The following is a 17015-nucleotide window of genomic DNA, read 5'->3' on the forward strand; positions in this document are numbered from 1 at the left end:
AAGGCAAACTCCCCGAAGGCGTCACGCTCAAAAACCTCCGCTGGTACGAAACGCCCAACAACTGGGCCGATTATGATGGCAGGTAAGCGAACGCATCGACACGGACACCGGGGCTGACACTCGACCCTTACCTGATTTTTACATGATTGCACCATCAGCATATTTCGGACTTTGCGTCAAATCATCGCTTTGGCGCTGTGCAGAACGCTAATGGGGAATCACGACATAGGTGAGGGACATGGTACATATCCATAACATCGGGATATACAAAAGCTTCTGCTTCAGTGGCAATCGTGAACGCAGAATGTGAACCGGAATCAACACCAACAGCAGGGAAAAAACAAGGAGAATCATTTTCGAGTATTCATCCGCATATTTCCAAAAAGCAAAGAGAGTAAAAAGCACCGTAACGGCGATCCAAAAAGTGGTCAGATTTAAATGGAGCGAAAGAAGCGCAGGCCACTCTTTCCCGTTATAAAAAATTCTGGTCAGAAGCGTCATGGCAAGAAGAGCAAAAAGAGTGAACCATGCAATATTAGCAACGTTCAGACTATCTTGAAATCGCTCATTCAGTCCGGCAATTCCAGTCACAACCGCAATGGATACCAGAATATTGAGAATATTCCCAAACGCCTGATGAGGAGTTTGGATGGCTTCTGGATTGTCGATATCCAGCATCAGAAGCTGTTCGTAAGCCTTCACAAGATCAAGCAACTTTTCCATCCGGTCTTCTGCATCAAAGAGTTAGAAAAAAACGAGTCTTATCAACTCGCTGTATCCTGGCGACGGACAATCACTTCACCTTGATTACCGGCACTGAAGAATCGCCGTCAACATTTACAAAAATGTATTCATGAGGCGCAACCTCATCAGTCTTTTCACCACTGAACGAAACCATTACCCTCAATGTATCTCTCCTTTTTGGAATGATCGAGGTAATCCGCGCCCAAGAAATCTTTGGCCGGTTTTTAGCCATGCGGATCAGCCGTTCCGTCCCTGGATTTTTCTTTTCGGAGCGTAACTGAATCTTGTGAACAAAATCATAGGTTCCTTTTTTAAGGTTAAGATTCCAAAAGTAGTTGTCGTGCCACGAACTGTATTTCTTCCGGTTTTTTCCGTTGTATGCATTCTTGTCATCATGGTAATTCACAAAATCCTGAAAAGCATTGCTCGATAAATCATCCTCCCATGTATCCTCTTTTGCAGGAAAAAAAGGGATAAAACACGGAATGGGACCATTTTTTACCAACGCTATAGGCTGCTCTTTCATGTAGCTTGTCTTGACGAAAAGCACCTGATATTTATAATCCTGGTCATACTTCGGAACTCCGACATAAAATATCACTGCTCCCGCACGACCGTTGCCAAAATCTACATGGTATGTCTCACCGGGTAAGAAATACCTCCACTTCTTGCCATCATTCATGGCAATCTTGTATTCGTAGGTATCGCGCTGGACTTCTGACGGTCTCGGCGGGGCTGAAAATGCTGGCGCAAAGGGCAAAAGCAGACTCAACAATACTCCTGCGCAATAAACTGCAATCGAATTTCTCATAACATCAAATGCTTATGGTTATCAGAAACGACAGCACAGAAAAAAAACACTGAACCACAAACAAAAGGTAGAAAAAACGAATACAGAAGACAAGCATTTACCATGATCAGCCATGGTGCTCTCCACCCTTGACCGTTAGCTTGCCAGCAAGCTTAAAGCATCGATAAACACTTATAAAAATTATACTTAGCTCATTCGGTGGGCATTGAAACTCTCATCCGGATTCCTTCAGAAGTTTCGGTTTCAGGCTCAGAGGCTCACCCAATGTACACTTCGATCCCGGCACTCTCATGATCAATAACCAGCGAAACCGGAGAAAACCGCTATCGGAAACCATCTGAAAAAACAACCCGCTGACTGATTTCGGCAATTCCGTCGTCCAACTGTTACAGCGTCAGAAACGCTGCACGACCGTTCCGAAACAATGCTTGACCAGGAGGCTACCATGAAAAAACTGATTGCATTGACATTGCTGATCTCGATATCCGGCTGCGCGTCTTACCGATACCATAAAGACGGACGAAGAGACCGGGATGACCGGCATCGCCGTGAGTACAGAAAAGACCGGGATGACCGAAGAGATTACGACGACCAGCGTGACCGCGACGACCGGTGGGAAAGGCGCTGAAACTGAACGGCCAGGCATGACCATCACCGGAAATGCCTGGTCGTTTTCCGTTTATCGGGATTCAGCGGTTGAGCGCCCGGCTCATGAAGTTTTGACGATCCAGTACAGCTCGCCGCCTTGGCGGACCTTCTCGAAACGGCCCGAAGCGAAGAGCGAGTCGAGCGCCTCGCGAATTTTCGTAGCGTCGCCGTCGAAGAGCTTGCCGAGCGCCGCTTCGAGTTCGCGCTCCTGCACCGGGTGGCGGTAGGCGATGCCGGAGAGGGTGCCGAGCAGGTTCTCCGCCGAACCGAGGTTCATTTCGCCCTTGGCGGGATTCAGCACCGGCGCGGCGGCGGAAAGAATGAAGACCGCGCGCTGGACGAGTTCTTCGCCCGGAATGTCGGCCATGCTTTCCGGTGCGGGCCGGGTTGGCAGCACGAGGTGGATCATGTCGGGCCTGATGGCGGAGAGCACCGCCGCCATATCGTTCAGCGCCGCCTCCGAGTCGTTCAGCCCGGCGATGAGCATCACCTCGACCCAGAGCTTCCCGGCGTACTCCTGCCTGAAGAGCCGCAGCCCTTCGACGTGCTTCTCGAAAGTGAATCCGGGCGCGGGCCGGTCGATGCGCTCGAACAGCTCCGCCGAACCGGCGTTGAGCGACGGCAACACCGCATCGGCCCGGAGCAGCTCCCGGCGCACTTCCGGATCGCTCAAAAGCGAACCGTTGGTGATGACCGCCACCGGAATTTCCGTCGCCTTCTTGACCTCGGCGATCAGCCAGTCGAGACCCTTGTAGAGCGTGGTCTCGCCGGAGCCGACAAAGGTGATCCAGTCGATCTTCTTCCCGCTCAAGACCGTTTCGAGAATCTCCGCCAGAATATCTTCCTTCGGGAAGAATTCGCGCCGCTCCGTCACGTACTCCTTCGTGCGGCCAAGCTGGCAATAAACGCAGTTCCACGTGCAGCTCTTCGATGGCAAAAGATCGACGCCAAGCGACTGGCCAAGGCGTTTCGAGGAGACCGGTCCGAAAACGTAGTTCATAACAAAGCTCCCATTGACGATCAGCCCGCTTCCGCGGCGGTTTCCAGTTCCGACATTTTGGCGGAACTCTCCGCCTCGAACGCCTCGCGCGACACATGCGGCAGCACCAGGCTGGAGACGGTGAAGGCGATGATCTCCAGCGCGAAAATGGCCGCGTAAGCGAGCATGTGGTTGCCCGAAAAGTGATAGACAAGGTCGCGAATCACCCCCGCGCTGGAGTGGCCGATGAAAATGGCCAGACTCTGCGCGGTGCCCCACAAGCCCATGTAGATGCCGCTGCGTCCGGCGGTCATGTTCATCATCATGGTGATGTTCGAGACGCTCGCCGCGCCGAGACCGATGCCGGTCACGACCAGCGCGATGCGCAAAAACTGCATGTCGCGCATGAACCCGGCGGCGATAATCAGCCCGAAGCCGACCGCGCCGAACACGTTACCGAAATAGGCGCCGCGTCTTGTGCCGATGCGGGAGAGCAAAAAGCCCGTCAGCAGCATGAAGATGAGTTGCGTGCCGCCCATGAGCGGCTTGAAGAGCTTGGTGGTCTCCGAAACCTGCATCCCGAACACCTCCGCGCCGAACGGATCCATCACCACCTCGTTGGCAAAGAGGGCGAAAATGGAGATGAAGATGTAGAACGCAAAGAGCATGGTGTTGGGCGACGAAGCGAGCAGGCGGATCGCCTGTGAAAACGGAATGCTGTGCTTCTCCTTGCCTGTGCCGACCGCGGCATTCCGGCGTTCGACGCCAAGCACGGCGACCAGGCCGAAGACGAGAGCGACGAGGCCGCCGATTTCGGCAACCTGGGTCAGCCGCTCCGGCGTGAAGACCTTCAGATAGACGCCGATGCTGTAGTTCGAGATGATGGCCGTCAGCACCATGAGCGTCCAGCTCGCCCCGGCGATCTTGCCGATGTCTTTTTCGTCAACCATGTCGGCGATCAGGGCGTAATAGGCGGTCGTGGCCACCTGGAGGCCAAAGCCGAAGATCAGGAAAATGGCGCTGAGCTTCCAGAGGCCCACATCGCCTAGCGCGGAAAAGATGATGCTGACCAGGCTTCCCGCTCCGTCGAGCCGCACTTCGTAGGCCGCCGTCGGCGCGAGGATGAACGACACGATGCAGCTCACGAGGCCAATGAGAATGTAGGGTGTGCGGCGGTAGCCGAAGATGCTGTGGCGGTCGGAGAGGTTGCCCGCCCACACCTTGACGCCGAGAATGGCGAGCAGCTCCTTGAGGCTGATGAGGCCAAGCGCGATGGTGGCGGGAAGAAACAGCTCCTTAATCATGACCCGGTTCAGAATGTCCTGCACGAAGCCGAGCATGATGCCGAACCCTATCTGAAACAGCGAAAGCCGGACAAGGTTGAAAACCCGAAAAAATTTATTCATGAAGCGCGGAAATGGATTGGGACTGCCTGAAAGCCTCTTCGGCAAATGCGGCCTTAATTTACACAAAACCCCCGCTTTCTCAAGGAATCGGTCAGGCTAGCTGCTTTGGAAATCAGGGCGATTTTGGTTATCGTGACTTGTCAAAATGGCGCTGGTTCGCGAGCGCCGAAAAATCATCTTGGGGGTGCTTTGCTGCGGCAAGGCTGAGATCATACCCCTGTAACTTGATGCAGGTAATGCTGACGCAAGGAAAGATGAAGCACGCCACCCCGACCAGCTCTGCTTCACCATCCCTTCCGACACGGAACGCCTGCTTTTCTTTCTGACTCGCTCCATGAACCAAGAGAACCCGTCCTGCCCCGAAAAGCACTTTTTCGGCCCCGCATCGTCCCGCATAACCCTCAATGGCAGCATCTGGCCCGTCGTGGTCGGCATGAGAAGCGTCACCCTCACCCGCAGCTACGAGTGCAAGGGTGAGCGTTTCGACTCGATGCCGCTCTACGACACCAGCGGCCCGTTCGGCGATCCCGATTTCAGCCACGACGTACGCAAAGGGCTGGAGCCGGTGCGCGACCAGTGGGGCTTCGACTGCGGCGCGGTCGAGTCGGCGGGCGCGGCACTCTCGATGACAGGCCGCAAGCCGCGCGTGGCGAAGGCGGGCGAGGCGGTCACGCAGATGCACTTCGCCCGCAAGGGCGTCGTCACGCCGGAGATGGAGTACGTGGCGATCCGCGAGAACCAGGCGCTGGAAGCGTGGATCGAAAAGCACGGCGGCACACCGGTGACACCCGAAATGGTGAGGGACGAGGTGGCTCGCGGACGGGCGATCATTCCGGCCAACATCAACCACCCGGAGATCGAACCGATGATTATCGGGCGCAACTTCCGGGTCAAGATCAACGCCAACATCGGCAACTCGGCGCTCGGTTCGTCGATTGACGAGGAGGTCGAAAAGGCGGTCTGGGCCTGCCGCTGGGGCGCGGACACGGTGATGGATCTGAGCACGGGCAGGAACATCCACCAGACCCGCGAGTGGATTCTGCGTAACTCGCCGGTGCCGATCGGCACGGTGCCGCTCTACCAGGCGCTCGAAAAGGTGGGCGGCAAAGCCGAGGAGCTGAGCTGGGAGGTCTATCGCGACACGCTGGTCGAGCAGGCCGAGCAGGGGGTTGACTACTTCACCATCCACTCCGGCATTCTCGCCGCCACCTTGCCCGCCGCCGAAGCGCGCCAGACCGGCATCGTCTCGCGCGGCGGATCGATCATGGCCCGCTGGTGCCGCGCCCACAACCGGGAGAATTTTCTCTTCACCCACTTCGACGACATCTGCGACATTTTGCGCAGCTACGACGTAGCCGTCTCGCTCGGCGACGCGCTTCGCCCCGGCTCCATCGGCGACGCCAACGACGCGGCGCAGTTCGGCGAGCTGAAAACCCTCGGCGAGCTGACGCTCCGCGCCTGGGCGCGCGATGTGCAGGTGATGATCGAAGGCCCCGGCCACGTGCCGCTGCACATGATCCGCGAAAACATGGAGATGCAGTTGAAGCACTGCCACGAAGCGCCCTTCTACACCCTCGGCCCGCTCGTGACCGACGTGGCTGCGGGATACGACCACGTCAACTCGGCCATCGGCGGCACGCTCATCGCCAGCCTCGGCTGCTCGATGCTCTGCTACGTCACACCGAAGGAGCACCTCGGCCTGCCCGACCGCGACGACGTGCGCGAAGGCGTCATCGTGCACCGCGTCGCCGCCCACGCCGCCGACATCGCCAAAGGCAGCCCGACCGCCTGGCTGCGCGACGAGCTGATGAGCAAGGCACGCTACGCCTTCGCCTGGGAAGACCAGTTCAGCCTCGCCCTCGACCCGCTCAAAACGCGGCAAATCCACGCCCAAAACATCGCCGCCACCGGCGACACCGCCGCCACCGCCAAATTCTGCACCATGTGCGGCCCCGACTTCTGCTCGATGAAACGCTCGCAGGAAACGACTGAGGGGATGTAAATCGTCTTCTTTTCTTATAAGTCCTATAGGTCGTATAGGACTTATTCGGCCTTCAGCGCGCACTTGACAGCTCCGATTGCCGTCAGTTCGAATAGGTGTGCAGTATCGGGTTCTGGATTAGGAGGCATATCGAGAGGATGAGTAGGTTTTGGCGGTTTTGACAATATCAGGCCGCCGTTGCGATCACCTTGCCGGATTTTCGTCGTCTCGTTCCCAATTCCTGGGATTGTTTCTGATATAGGTTCTGATGTTGTCCAGATCACGTTCATTTCTGATGACCCGTTCAAAGTAATTCCGCTGCCAGATTTTCCCGATCATATCCAAACCATTCTCCTCAATGTGAGCAAGAACATCGTGGATCGACATTGATTTGAACGCCCCAACAATCATTCCCAATGTCGGTATTGCTGCGGTTCTTGGAACTGTAGGGGTAGGCCTCGCGCCTACCCTTTCCCCGGCACCACAAAAATTCGATTGGTCCCGTTCGTTGATAACCACAATGCCATGCAAGTGATTAGGCATAATTACGTACTCGTCCAGCGAAACCATCGGAAACCGGTCAGGCAACGTTCGCCAATTGCGTTCCACAATTTCACCAATTGGTGTCAGTTTGAATGAATCTGTAGAATCGGGTTCGGAATTGCGAGGAGATTCGTGAGAATGGGTAGCCGCGAGGGCTACCCCTACAGGATGTATAGGTTTTGGCGGTTTTGACAATATCAGGTCGCCGTTGCGAGTGCAAATCGTTACGAAATACGCGCCACCTTTTGAATAGTCATACTCGGCCAACCGAATCGAGTGGCGATGATGTTTTTGATGATCGTAGTTCACGTGGATCATAACGCCTGGGCTCAGCCGACCCGAAAACGCGCCAGCGTTTTTGGGGTCGGCTGTAGCCCATTGTTATGCAATATTTGCAGAGTAGGTTGTCCGCAATTCATTGGATAAATTTTCAAGATCAGGAAACAATTCACCTCTGCGAAACCCAAGTGTTTCAATGTCAAATGATAATTCGCGAACCTTTTGCTTTGGGATTGTTAACTTGGTAAGCACCTCAGAAGGCAGCCCGGCTTTTTCCAGTGCTATATTTGAGGAGTGAATGGTAAAGCACCCTTGCTGCACAAACATTCTTTGATCGGTTTCGGATGCCATTGCAGCTGCAATGGTATTTGGCTCTTTGCTTTGATGATAGAACGCAGGAAAAATATGTTCTTCATACATTTTGGCATCCAATGCGGCAGTTACATTTTCGATCCCTTGCGATTCATTCAACCCATGAGGTTCAAGTACCCAAAGACATGCATCATTTGGCTGGCCATTTATCCGCCATGCATTTTCCAAAGCGAAAAACAATGCGACCATGGGCGATCTGCTCCAATCTAATAATCTTGTTGGCAGCCCATAATGCTGCATTAGAGCAAGCCACGATGCTAACCGATCGTATTCGGGCAATCTTTGATGCCGTATTCCCGCGCGGGATCGAAACCGATGCGTGAAATTACGTTCATCTCCAGAGTCAAATCCTCGTTTTATTGTTGGTGTTACTGCCCATTGCGCATCTCGATGACCTCGAAACCAAAGAATACGGTTTTCGGTTCCCATACGATCACGGAGATACTCAGTGAGACTTCCGATTGATTCAATGTTCTGTGACATGCTCAGTCCTTAAAGTGCATAACAGTGTTTATATGGTTCCATATAAGAAACCTGATTCTTGATTCGTGTCAGCATAAGCCGCCAGCTATTCGCAGTCATAAAATCAGATAAAACATTCTACTTCAAAGCCTTACATCCATCAGCGAATTTTATTCTGCGGTGTTATACGGATCAGCATAACACTCATTTGTTCAAACGCGACCGACCAATCAGCGCTCATTCTCAAAAAAATAATTTACCGCAAATCCACCCACAAAACCAACCCCCATTACTACCCCGCCTTCACCGGCAACACCGCCGCCACCGCAAAACTCTGCACCATGTTAGCACCGACTTCTGCTCGATGAAACGCTCGCAGGAAACAACTGCCGAATCGTAACTCTTTTCCCTATAAGTCCTATACGACCTATAGGACTTATAAGACCTATTCTCCCAGCCATAAAAAACAAAAAAGGCTGCCCAATCACTGAGCAGCCTTTCAATGCTGAAATTCCAACCTCTTACTTTTACCCCGCAGCTTCCACGATCGCCATGAAATCATCGGCTTTGAGGCTTGCGCCGCCGATGAGGCCGCCGTCGATGTCGGGCATGGCGAACAGTTCGACTGCGTTGGAGGGTTTGACGCTGCCGCCGTACTGGATTCTGAGGTGATCGGCGGTTTTCTGGTCGTAGAGTTTGGCGACCCTGGCCCGGATCATCGCGTGCACCTCCTGCGCCTGCTCTTTGGTGGCGGTCTTGCCGGTGCCGATGGCCCAGACCGGTTCGTAGGCGATCACCAGATTGCTGATGTCCGACACGTCAGCCAACCCCTCGACCACTTGGGCAGTGACGATTTCGCCGGTCACGCCGCGCTCGCGCTCGTCGAGCGTTTCGCCGACGCAGAGGATGACGCGCAGCCCTTCGGCCAGCGCCTTTTTGACCTTGAGATTGACCGTGGCATTGGTTTCGCCGAACAACTGGCGACGCTCGGAGTGACCAATGATGACGTAGTTGCATCCGGCGGCGGCAAGCATCCGGGTCGAAACCTCACCGGTAAACGCGCCATCATTTTCGTAATGACAGTTCTGCGCGGCAAGCTTGACGCCGCTCCATTCGATCACCTTGCCAACTTCGTACAGTGCCGGAAATGCAGGCGCTATGCCCACTTCGCAGGTCACGCCGTCGCTACCGGCCTTCTCGGCAATCTCGGTCGCCAGCTCTATCGATTCGGCAATGGTGTTGTTCATTTTCCAGTTGCCAACCACAATTTTTCTGCGCATATCAGTAATCGGTTATAACTTCACTGTAAATTTTATCGATATCGGCCACCTTGAAAGTGTGCTTCCAGAAGCGGGAGTCCTTGAGTTCAATCTTGTCCTGATCGATTGCCGTGACGTAGCCGTGCCAGACACGCTGCTCACGGGTAATCAGGTTGATCTCCTTGTCGAGCAGTTCGCGTGCTCCGCCGATCTGCCGGTTTGTATAGATTATCTGTCGTTTGCCCATGGATATGGTGTTTGATTTGGCTCGCTATTTAACAAAAATATCGAGGATTTCATAATGTAACTCCCCTTTCGGCACGGTTATCGTGACCTTGTCGCCCACCGACTTGCCAATCAGCGATCGGCCGACAGGTGAGCGCACGGATATTTTGCCAAGATCGGAATCGGCCTCCTCGGATGACACCAGAGTGTATTCGATGAGTTCTTCCTCGTCGTCCAGATTACGAAGCTTCACCGAAGTGAGAATGTAAACCCGATCGGTCTTGATCTGCTTCGGATCGAGAATGGTGGCCGATGCCAGTTTGTTTTCCAGTTCGCCGATTTTCGCTTCGAGCTGAGACTGCTCTTCGCGGGCGGCGTCATACTCGGCATTTTCGCTCAAATCCCCATGTGAGCGCGCTTCGGCGATCTTTTCGAGCACCGCCTTGCGGGTTTCGGTTGTCAACTGGTGAAGTTCATCCTTGAGCCGGTTATACCCATCCCGTGTCAGATAAATTCGTTCACTCATGTCAGTTCATGGTTTTGGTTGGCGGTGCTGGAGAGCGAATGCTCGCTCGGGCACCGCTAAAAACGGTCATAACCGTCCCGCCCCGAAACCGTTCGAGGCAAAAGGTTTTTAGCGATGTCCACCAGACGTTACAGCAGCGATGGCTTGGCAAACAAAAAAAGTAAAGTCAGCAGCCGGGCTGACTTTACTTCGTTCAGATGAATTTAAGAATCTTTCCCCTGCAAGCAAAACCCGTTACAGATTAAACGCCAGATACATGCGGCTCGGGCCGCGTTCGACGAGCAGGAACAGCAGCTCCCCTTTTTTCTTTTTCCCAGCGATTGCATTGAATGCGGCAACCGACTCCACCGGCTTTTTATCGACCGAAATAATCACGTCGCCCGGACGGAGGCCAACCGAGAAGGCCTTGCTCGACCGACTGACCGCGCTCACCACGATCCGGTGCGAGTCTGCTTTCAGATTCAGCCGGTCGGCCAAATCGGCGGTCAGCGGAGCGACCGCGAAGCCGAGCAGCTCATTGGCGGACTCGGCGCTCTGGACCGATGCGACCGCGTTGTCCGGCAGTGATTCGAGAAGCGCGTTGATGGTGCGGATCGCGCCATCGCGATTGACCTTGATATCCGCCCTGCTGCCTGGCGCCTGGGCGGCGATCTGGTTGCGCAGTTCGGCTGAATTGCTCACCTTTCGCCCGTTGAATTCGAGGATGACATCCCCGCTCTTCAGCCCCGCTTTGGCCGCCGGGCCGCCCTGCATCACCGTGCCGATCACGACCCCTTCGGGCGTCTTGAGATGCAGCCCTTTGGCGATATTTTCATCGACATCCTGAATGGTGACGCCGAGATAACCGCGCACCACCTTGCCATTTTTCAGCAACGAGGTATAGACCCGGTACGCCATGTTCGAGGGCACGGCAAAGCCGATGCCATCGAAACCGCCGGTACGGCTGGCGATGGCCGTGTTGATGCCCACCAGCTCGCCGCCGATGTTGACCAGCGGGCCGCCGGAGTTGCCGGGATTGATGGGCGCATCGGTCTGGATGAAATTCTCGTAATCGGCCACGCCGACATTGACCCGCCCCTTGGCGCTGACGATGCCCTGCGTTACCGTGCGGGCGAGATTTTTGCCGAGCGGACTGCCGATGGCCAGCACCCACTCACCGACACGCAGCTTGTCGCTGTCGCCAAACGCGATCGGCCTGAGACCGGAACCGGAAATCTTCAGCACGGCCAGGTCGGTGCGGGGATCGGCGCCAACGATCTTTGCCGTGAATTTGCGGTTATCGGAGGTCATCACCGAAATGGAACCCGCCTTGTCGATCACATGGTTGTTGGTCAGAATGTAGCCATCCTGGCTGACGATGACGCCCGATCCCAGCCCGTGGATGACCTCCTTGCGCACACCTGGCGCTTCGGGCGAAGGGAAGTTGAACATCTCGCCAAAGGATTTGCCGAAGAAATCGAAGGGGGTCATGACGCGCCGGGCCACCTCGGTTTCGGTATAGATCGTCACCACCGAAGGGGTAGCCGATTCTGCGATCCGGACGAAGGCGTCGTTGAAGTCAGCAAGCGTCCTGATCGGATGGCTCCGCAGGGTTTCGGCGGCTATGCTCGCGCGAGGATGGTTGCCAACCGTAAAGCCGCCGCCATCATTGCTGTGAAACGAAACATCGAGATTGGAAAAGGCAAGCGCTCCGGCAACAACGCCAACGGAAATGAGCGCCGCAGACTTGAGCATGGTTCTTTTCTTTTTCATAGTGCGTCAAAGTGTTGAGGTTATCAGTGAGATTTCTCAATACTCTCGAGGGCGGTCAGGCCGGCCCTCATCTTGTTCATGGTCTCTTCGTATTCAAATTCGGGCGTCGAGTCGGCCACGATGCCGCCCGCCGCCTGAAAATAGATGACGCCATCACGGATCACCATCGTTCGGATGGCGATGGCCGTATTCAGCCCGCCCCGGAAATCGAGGTAGCCAACCGCGCCGCCATACAAGCCGCGCTTCTCCTTCTCGAGCTCGTAGATGATCTCCATCGCCCGCACCTTCGGCGCACCGGTGAGCGTACCTGCCGGGAAGCACGACCAGAAGGCATCCATCGCGGTCAGCCCCTCCTGCAACTCGCCCCGGACGTTGCTGACGATGTGCATGACGTGCGAGTACTTTTCGATCACCATCATCTCGTTGGTCTCGACCGTGCCGATCTTGGCGATGCGCCCGATGTCGTTGCGGCTCAGGTCGATGAGCATCAGGTGCTCGGCCCGCTCCTTCTCGTCGGAGATCAGCTCGCGGGCATTGCGCTCGTCCTCCTCGAAGCTCTCGCCGCGCCGCCGCGTTCCGGCGATCGGGCGGGTATCGACGATGCGTCGCCCCGTGTGGTCGCGCTCGACTTTGACCAGAAGTTCGGGCGAGGAGCCGACGACGTGGAAATCCTCGAAGTCGAAAAAGTAGAGGTAGGGCGACGGATTGATCGTGCGCAGTACGCGATAGACGTCAAAGGGCCGCGTGTGCAGTGTGCGCTTCAGGCGTTGCGAAATCTGCACCTGGAAGATGTCGCCGGCGAGAATGTACTCCTTGGCCTTGAGCACTTTTTCGTAGTACTCGTCGCGCGTGGTGTTCGAGACGACCGGCTCCGGCCTCTCCGGCTGGAACGGCACGAGAGCCGGAACGAGCGGCTTCTGCAACAGCGCCGCCAGCTCGTCGATCTTGCGCCCGGCTCGCTCGCGGTCGGCGTCGCCGAGATAGTTGGCCACCACGAAAAGCTTGCGCATGACGTTGTCGAAAATGACCAGCGTGTCGCAGAAGAGCAGACAGAGGTCGGGCATTTCCGCCGGATCGGGCTGTTCGGCGGCGGGAATCTTTTCGATGAGGTGCATGGTGTCATAACCGAAGTAACCGAACATGCCGGAGGTGGTCATCTGAGGCGAGCCGTTCTTGCTGCGCGGCGTCTCGCCGGAGGTGAACATCGCCATGCAACGATCCACGACAGCGCGCAAATCGCTCCGGTCGCCGATGAGCGACGAGAGAGCGCCGAACCGTGCGTCACGTACGTCGAGCGAAACCTCGCCGCCAACCGTACCTTTCAGCACAGCCACCGGATCGACGGCGATATAGGAGTAACGGGCCATGCGCTCCTCCCCCTCGACCGATTCGAGCAGGCAGGAGTAGGGGCGCTGGAGTTTGAGATAGACCGAAACCGGAGTTTCCGTATCGGCCTGAAAGGTTCTGACAAGAGGGGTCAGGATAAAGGCGGGTTCCTCTTTGGGATCGGTCGCCTGCTCTGAAAAAGATCTGATCATGAATTAGTGGATACTACGATAAAGTAAAAAAATCATATGATGACAGTCTCGCCGTTTCTATATTAAGTACTCTGAATACCGCATGGCGTTCAGATTACCGATACGCCCGAAACACGATGACCATCAAGCTGCTTCTCGAATACGCAAAAGAAGCTGTCGCCATGAAAATTACAAGCCGGTCGAGCCGGAAGTGGTTCACCGCACTCATGTTTTCGCCGGGAATGATTTTTGCCTCGGCTTACCTTCTGGTCTGGCTGTCGATGAATCTCTGGCTCGACCACACCTTCAAGGGCCATCTGGAGCAGGTTTTCATCTCCGAAGCCGGTCAGCGCTTCCAGATCGACATCGGCTCGCTCCGCTCAGGCGCCGACCTGAATTCGCTGATGCTCAAAAAGCTGGAACTGACCCCGATCGGTGGCGCCGAAAACCTGAGAACAAACCGGCCATCCCTCGAAATCGCGGAGCTTCAGATTGAATGCCCCGACCTCAGTTTCTTCCCATTCAGGCCGGCGGACGAGATGCCCGCCCTTCGCAAAGTCTGCCGCAAGATACTCTCGAACAGCCCTCAGTGAACCACCAGCCCCATGCGATTCCAGCGAATGGAGGCGATCTTTTCAACCGGATCGAACAAGAGCGGCAGATCGGGATCCCATGACCAATAGACCATCATCGCCTGGCCCACCATGTCGCTTTCCGGCAGAAAACCCCAGTAACGGCTGTCGAGGCTGTTATCGCGGTTGTCGCCCATCGCGAAATAGTAGTTACGGCTCACCATGTAGCGACTGGCCGCCTGGCCATCGATAAACACCTGGTCGCCGGACTGGCTGACCGTATGCCCCTCGTAGGCAATCAGGTCGCGATAGAGCGGAAGCGTTTTCGCTGAGAGCGTGATCTGGTCGCCGCTATGCGGAATATGGATCGGGCCGTAGTTGTCCTTGTTGAAATCGGACATACTCGGAAAAATCTGGAATTCTGGTACGCCGGGCGGCATCTTTGCGCCAATGAACTGGGCGTGAGGCGGCTGTGGCGAAAGCTTGCCGTTGATGTAAACCTGCTGGTTGCGGATTTCGAGATTGTCTCCCGGCAGGGCGATGCAGCGCTTGATGTAGTTCAGGCTGCGGTCGCGGGGGAACTTGAAGACGATAATGTCGCCTCGGCGGACGTCGTGAACCTTCGGAAGCCGGATGTCGGTGAAGGGCACCCTGGCGCCATAGACGAATTTGTTGACAAACAGAAAATCGCCGGCAAGCAACGTTTTTTCCATCGATCCGGTCGGAATTCTGTATGATTCGATGACGAACATCCTGAGAACCGTCGCCACGAGCGCTGCGATAATGAGGGCCTCGAACCATTCACGCGACTGCGTCTTACCGTTTTTTCCTTTTGGGGTTGTGTTCTGTTTTTTCACGCTTTATCTGTTTTGCATGCGTTGCCGCGATTGCCTGACCACACGATCTTTGAGACGTCAGACGTCGCGGTTTCCGGCGCGACCGCGCCGGTTTTCTCGTCGGTAAATCATCATTCATCGATGTTCAGGATGGCGAGGAACGCCTCCTGCGGCACCTCGACGCGCCCCACCTGCTTCATGCGCTTTTTGCCCTCTTTCTGCTTTTCGAGCAGCTTGCGCTTTCGGCTGATATCGCCGCCATAGCACTTGGCGAGCACGTTCTTGCGCATGGCCGAGATGCTCTCGCGGGCGATCACCCGGCTGCCGATGGCCGCCTGGATCGCCACCTCGTACATCTGGCGGGGAATGATGCCCTTGAGCTTCTGGCAGAGCTTGCGCCCCCACTCGTAGGATTTGGAGCGGTGCACGATCGACGACAAAGCATCGACCGGCTCGCCGTTGAGCAGCACGTCAAGCTTGACCAGGTCGGAGCGACGGTAGCCAATGTACTCGTAGTCCATCGAAGCGTACCCCTTGGAGATCGACTTGAGCTTATCGTGAAAGTCGAACACCACCTCGCCCAGCGGGAACTCGAAGTGCATGTTCACCCTCGCCGTGTCGAGGTAGTCGGTGTTCTTGTACTCGCCGCGGCGATCCATGCCAAGCTTCATGATGTTGCCGATGTACTCCGACATGGTGATGATCTGCATCGAAACATACGGCTCCTCAATCCAGTTGATTTTGGTCGTTTCGGGCATTTGCGAGGGGTTATCGACCTCGACCGTCTCGCCGGTGGTCATCATGACGCGGTACTCGACGTTCGGTACCGTGGTGATGATGTTGACGCCGTACTCGCGCTCCAGCCGCTCCTGGATGATCTCCATGTGCAACAGGCCGAGGAAGCCGCAACGGAAGCCAAAGCCAAGCGCCACCGAGGTCTCGGGGGTATAGACCAGCGAGGCGTCGTTGAGCGAGAGCTTTTCGAGCGACTCGCGCAAGTCTTCGAACTCGTTCGATTCGACCGGATAAAGGCCGCTGAAGACCATCGGCTTCACATCCTTGTAACCGGCGAGCCGCTCCGAGGCGGGATTGTCGAGCAGCGTCACCGTATCGCCGACCTTGGCGTCCTTGACATCCTTGATCGAGCAGATCAGGTAGCCCACGTTGCCCGCTTCGAGCACCTCTCTCGGATTGCGCTTGAGGCTCATGGTACCGATCTCGTCGGCCATGAAAATCTTGTCGTTGGCGAAAAAGCGCACCCGGTCGCCTTTGCGGAGCACGCCATCGACGATCCTGATGTAGGCCACCGCGCCGCGATAAGCGTCGAAGACCGAATCGAAGATGAGCGCCCGGAGCGGCATCTGGCGATTGTCCGCCGGAGCGGGCACGCGATCCACGATCGCCTCCATCAGCTCGTCCACGCCGATGCCCGCCTTGGCCGACACCTGGAGAATTTCATCGCGATTGACGCCGATCAGGTCGATGATCTGCCGCGCAACGCCCTCGACATCCGACGAAGGCAAGTCGATCTTGTTGATAACCGGAATGATTTCCAGACCCGCTTCGATGGCCAGATACAGGTTCGCGATGGTCTGCGCCTCGACCCCCTGCGTGGCATCGACCACGAGCAGCGCGCCCTCGCAGGCAGCCAGCGAGCGCGAGACCTCGTAGCTGAAGTCCACGTGGCCGGGAGTGTCGATGAGGTTGAAAATGTAGTCCTGGCCATCATTGGCCTTGTAGCGCATCTGCACCGCGTGGCTCTTGATGGTGATGCCGCGTTCCCGCTCCAGGTCCATGTCGTCGAGCACCTGGGCGGTGGACATCTGATTGCGTTCAAGGGTATGGGTCACTTCGAGAAGCCGGTCGGCAAGCGTCGATTTACCATGGTCGATATGGGCGATAATGCAGAAATTCCGGATCATGCCGACTTCTGTTCCTGACGGAGGCATAAGTATCTGTCCTGACAAGTGATAGGGTTGCGAAACGGGCCGACCAAAAAGTGGCAGACCTCAAATTATCAAATCGATGAATATACGAAGAAAATCGTGACCGTCGAGCGCGATGTGCATGAACTGGGCAACGCTGACGAACGGTCACGGTCAG

The 17015-nt window shown here is 55.9% G+C and carries 16 protein-coding genes, 1 pseudogene and 1 riboswitch; of the genes and pseudogenes, 4 read left to right on the plus strand and 13 right to left on the minus strand.

Features of this window, described 5'->3' with window-relative positions:
- A pseudogene (locus EST62_RS13715) lies at positions 1-86 on the plus strand (6-carboxytetrahydropterin synthase); the annotation flags it as partial.
- 121 nt (positions 87-207) lie between these two features.
- On the opposite strand, the gene EST62_RS02465 reads toward EST62_RS13715, so the two are convergent.
- Positions 208-723: a hypothetical protein gene (locus tag EST62_RS02465; RefSeq protein WP_129050523.1), complete on the minus strand. Its 516-nt coding sequence runs from the start codon at positions 721-723 to the stop codon at positions 208-210.
- Positions 724-793: 70 nt separating this feature from the next.
- The gene (locus EST62_RS02470; RefSeq protein WP_129050524.1) at positions 794-1555 is read right to left on the minus strand and encodes a hypothetical protein; all 762 of its coding nucleotides are present in this window, start codon (positions 1553-1555) and stop codon (positions 794-796) included.
- Between the two features lie 445 nt (positions 1556-2000).
- Here EST62_RS02470 and EST62_RS02475 point away from each other — a divergent pair, with 445 nt between their 5' ends.
- Positions 2001-2183, plus strand: coding sequence for a hypothetical protein (locus EST62_RS02475; RefSeq protein ID WP_129050525.1), 183 nt, complete (start codon positions 2001-2003; stop codon positions 2181-2183).
- An 81-nt stretch (positions 2184-2264) separates the two neighbouring features.
- On the opposite strand, the gene EST62_RS02480 is transcribed toward EST62_RS02475, so the two are convergent.
- The gene (locus tag EST62_RS02480) at positions 2265-3203 is read right to left on the minus strand and encodes a radical SAM protein (protein ID WP_129050526.1); all 939 of its coding nucleotides are present in this window, start codon (positions 3201-3203) and stop codon (positions 2265-2267) included.
- Positions 3204-3223: 20 nt separating this feature from the next.
- Positions 3224-4588, minus strand: a complete 1365-nt coding sequence (locus tag EST62_RS02485; protein WP_129050527.1) for a BCD family MFS transporter — start codon at positions 4586-4588, stop codon at positions 3224-3226.
- A 170-nt stretch (positions 4589-4758) separates the two neighbouring features.
- Positions 4759-4856: riboswitch (TPP riboswitch) on the plus strand.
- Positions 4857-4922: 66 nt separating this feature from the next.
- Between EST62_RS02485 and thiC the strand changes: the two genes are divergently transcribed.
- Positions 4923-6590 carry a phosphomethylpyrimidine synthase ThiC gene (thiC, locus tag EST62_RS02490; protein ID WP_129050528.1) on the plus strand — a complete coding sequence of 556 codons (1668 nt, stop codon included), beginning with the start codon at positions 4923-4925 and terminating at the stop codon, positions 6588-6590.
- Between the two features lie 183 nt (positions 6591-6773).
- On the opposite strand, the gene EST62_RS02495 is transcribed toward thiC, so the two are convergent.
- The 7 genes from EST62_RS02495 to trpE form a co-directional block, all read right to left on the minus strand.
- Positions 6774-7430, minus strand: coding sequence for a transposase (locus EST62_RS02495; RefSeq protein WP_129050529.1), 657 nt, complete (start codon positions 7428-7430; stop codon positions 6774-6776).
- Positions 7431-7493: 63 nt separating this feature from the next.
- Positions 7494-8246 (minus strand): FRG domain-containing protein, encoded by a 753-nt coding sequence (locus tag EST62_RS02500; RefSeq protein WP_129050530.1) that lies wholly within the window; start codon positions 8244-8246, stop codon positions 7494-7496.
- A gap of 506 nt (positions 8247-8752) precedes the next feature.
- Positions 8753-9505 (minus strand): triose-phosphate isomerase, encoded by a 753-nt coding sequence (gene tpiA, locus EST62_RS02505; protein WP_129050531.1) that lies wholly within the window; start codon positions 9503-9505, stop codon positions 8753-8755.
- Position 9506: 1 nt separating this feature from the next.
- Positions 9507-9731 carry a hypothetical protein gene (locus EST62_RS02510; RefSeq protein WP_129050532.1) on the minus strand — a complete coding sequence of 75 codons (225 nt, stop codon included), beginning with the start codon at positions 9729-9731 and terminating at the stop codon, positions 9507-9509.
- A gap of 24 nt (positions 9732-9755) precedes the next feature.
- The gene (gene greA, locus EST62_RS02515) at positions 9756-10235 is read right to left on the minus strand and encodes a transcription elongation factor GreA (protein WP_129050533.1); all 480 of its coding nucleotides are present in this window, start codon (positions 10233-10235) and stop codon (positions 9756-9758) included.
- Positions 10236-10469: 234 nt separating this feature from the next.
- Complete coding sequence (locus tag EST62_RS02520; RefSeq protein ID WP_129050534.1) at positions 10470-11987, minus strand: DegQ family serine endoprotease; 1518 nt, start codon at positions 11985-11987, stop codon at positions 10470-10472.
- Positions 11988-12010: 23 nt separating this feature from the next.
- Positions 12011-13525, minus strand: a complete 1515-nt coding sequence (trpE, locus tag EST62_RS02525; protein WP_129050535.1) for an anthranilate synthase component I — start codon at positions 13523-13525, stop codon at positions 12011-12013.
- Positions 13526-13641: 116 nt separating this feature from the next.
- Here trpE and EST62_RS02530 point away from each other — a divergent pair, with 116 nt between their 5' ends.
- A complete protein-coding gene (locus EST62_RS02530) occupies positions 13642-14097 on the plus strand; it encodes a hypothetical protein (RefSeq protein WP_129050536.1) in 456 nt (151 codons plus the stop codon).
- Here EST62_RS02530 and lepB read toward each other — a convergent pair.
- Together lepB and lepA are read right to left on the minus strand one after the other, a co-directional pair.
- A complete protein-coding gene (gene lepB, locus EST62_RS02535; protein WP_129050537.1) occupies positions 14091-14933 on the minus strand; it encodes a signal peptidase I in 843 nt (280 codons plus the stop codon). The genes EST62_RS02530 and lepB overlap by 7 nt on opposite strands.
- 110 nt (positions 14934-15043) lie before the next feature.
- Positions 15044-16861, minus strand: a complete 1818-nt coding sequence (lepA, locus tag EST62_RS02540; RefSeq protein WP_129050538.1) for a translation elongation factor 4 — start codon at positions 16859-16861, stop codon at positions 15044-15046.
- Between the last annotated feature and the right edge of the window lie 154 nt (positions 16862-17015).

This window comes from Chlorobaculum sp. 24CR, from assembly GCF_004118635.1.
GTDB lineage: Bacteria > Bacteroidota > Chlorobiia > Chlorobiales > Chlorobiaceae > Chlorobaculum.

Bases quoted from the DNA above. Each gene is read 5' to 3' on its own strand.
- EST62_RS02465 (WP_129050523.1), bottom strand. From the start codon at position 723: ATGGAAAAGTTGCTTGATCTTGTGAAGGCTTACGAACAGCTTCTGATG.
- EST62_RS02470 (WP_129050524.1), bottom strand. From the start codon at position 1,555: ATGAGAAATTCGATTGCAGTTTATTGCGCAGGAGTATTGTTGAGTCTG.
- EST62_RS02475 (WP_129050525.1), top strand. From the start codon at position 2,001: ATGAAAAAACTGATTGCATTGACATTGCTGATCTCGATATCCGGCTGC.
- EST62_RS02480 (WP_129050526.1), bottom strand. From the start codon at position 3,203: ATGAACTACGTTTTCGGACCGGTCTCCTCGAAACGCCTTGGCCAGTCG.
- EST62_RS02485 (WP_129050527.1), bottom strand. From the start codon at position 4,588: ATGAATAAATTTTTTCGGGTTTTCAACCTTGTCCGGCTTTCGCTGTTT.
- thiC (WP_129050528.1), top strand. From the start codon at position 4,923: ATGAACCAAGAGAACCCGTCCTGCCCCGAAAAGCACTTTTTCGGCCCC.
- EST62_RS02495 (WP_129050529.1), bottom strand. From the start codon at position 7,430: ATGATCCACGTGAACTACGATCATCAAAAACATCATCGCCACTCGATT.
- EST62_RS02500 (WP_129050530.1), bottom strand. From the start codon at position 8,246: ATGTCACAGAACATTGAATCAATCGGAAGTCTCACTGAGTATCTCCGT.
- tpiA (WP_129050531.1), bottom strand. From the start codon at position 9,505: ATGCGCAGAAAAATTGTGGTTGGCAACTGGAAAATGAACAACACCATT.
- EST62_RS02510 (WP_129050532.1), bottom strand. From the start codon at position 9,731: ATGGGCAAACGACAGATAATCTATACAAACCGGCAGATCGGCGGAGCA.
- greA (WP_129050533.1), bottom strand. From the start codon at position 10,235: ATGAGTGAACGAATTTATCTGACACGGGATGGGTATAACCGGCTCAAG.
- EST62_RS02520 (WP_129050534.1), bottom strand. From the start codon at position 11,987: ATGAAAAAGAAAAGAACCATGCTCAAGTCTGCGGCGCTCATTTCCGTT.
- trpE (WP_129050535.1), bottom strand. From the start codon at position 13,525: ATGATCAGATCTTTTTCAGAGCAGGCGACCGATCCCAAAGAGGAACCC.
- EST62_RS02530 (WP_129050536.1), top strand. From the start codon at position 13,642: ATGACCATCAAGCTGCTTCTCGAATACGCAAAAGAAGCTGTCGCCATG.
- lepA (WP_129050538.1), bottom strand. From the start codon at position 16,861: ATGCCTCCGTCAGGAACAGAAGTCGGCATGATCCGGAATTTCTGCATT.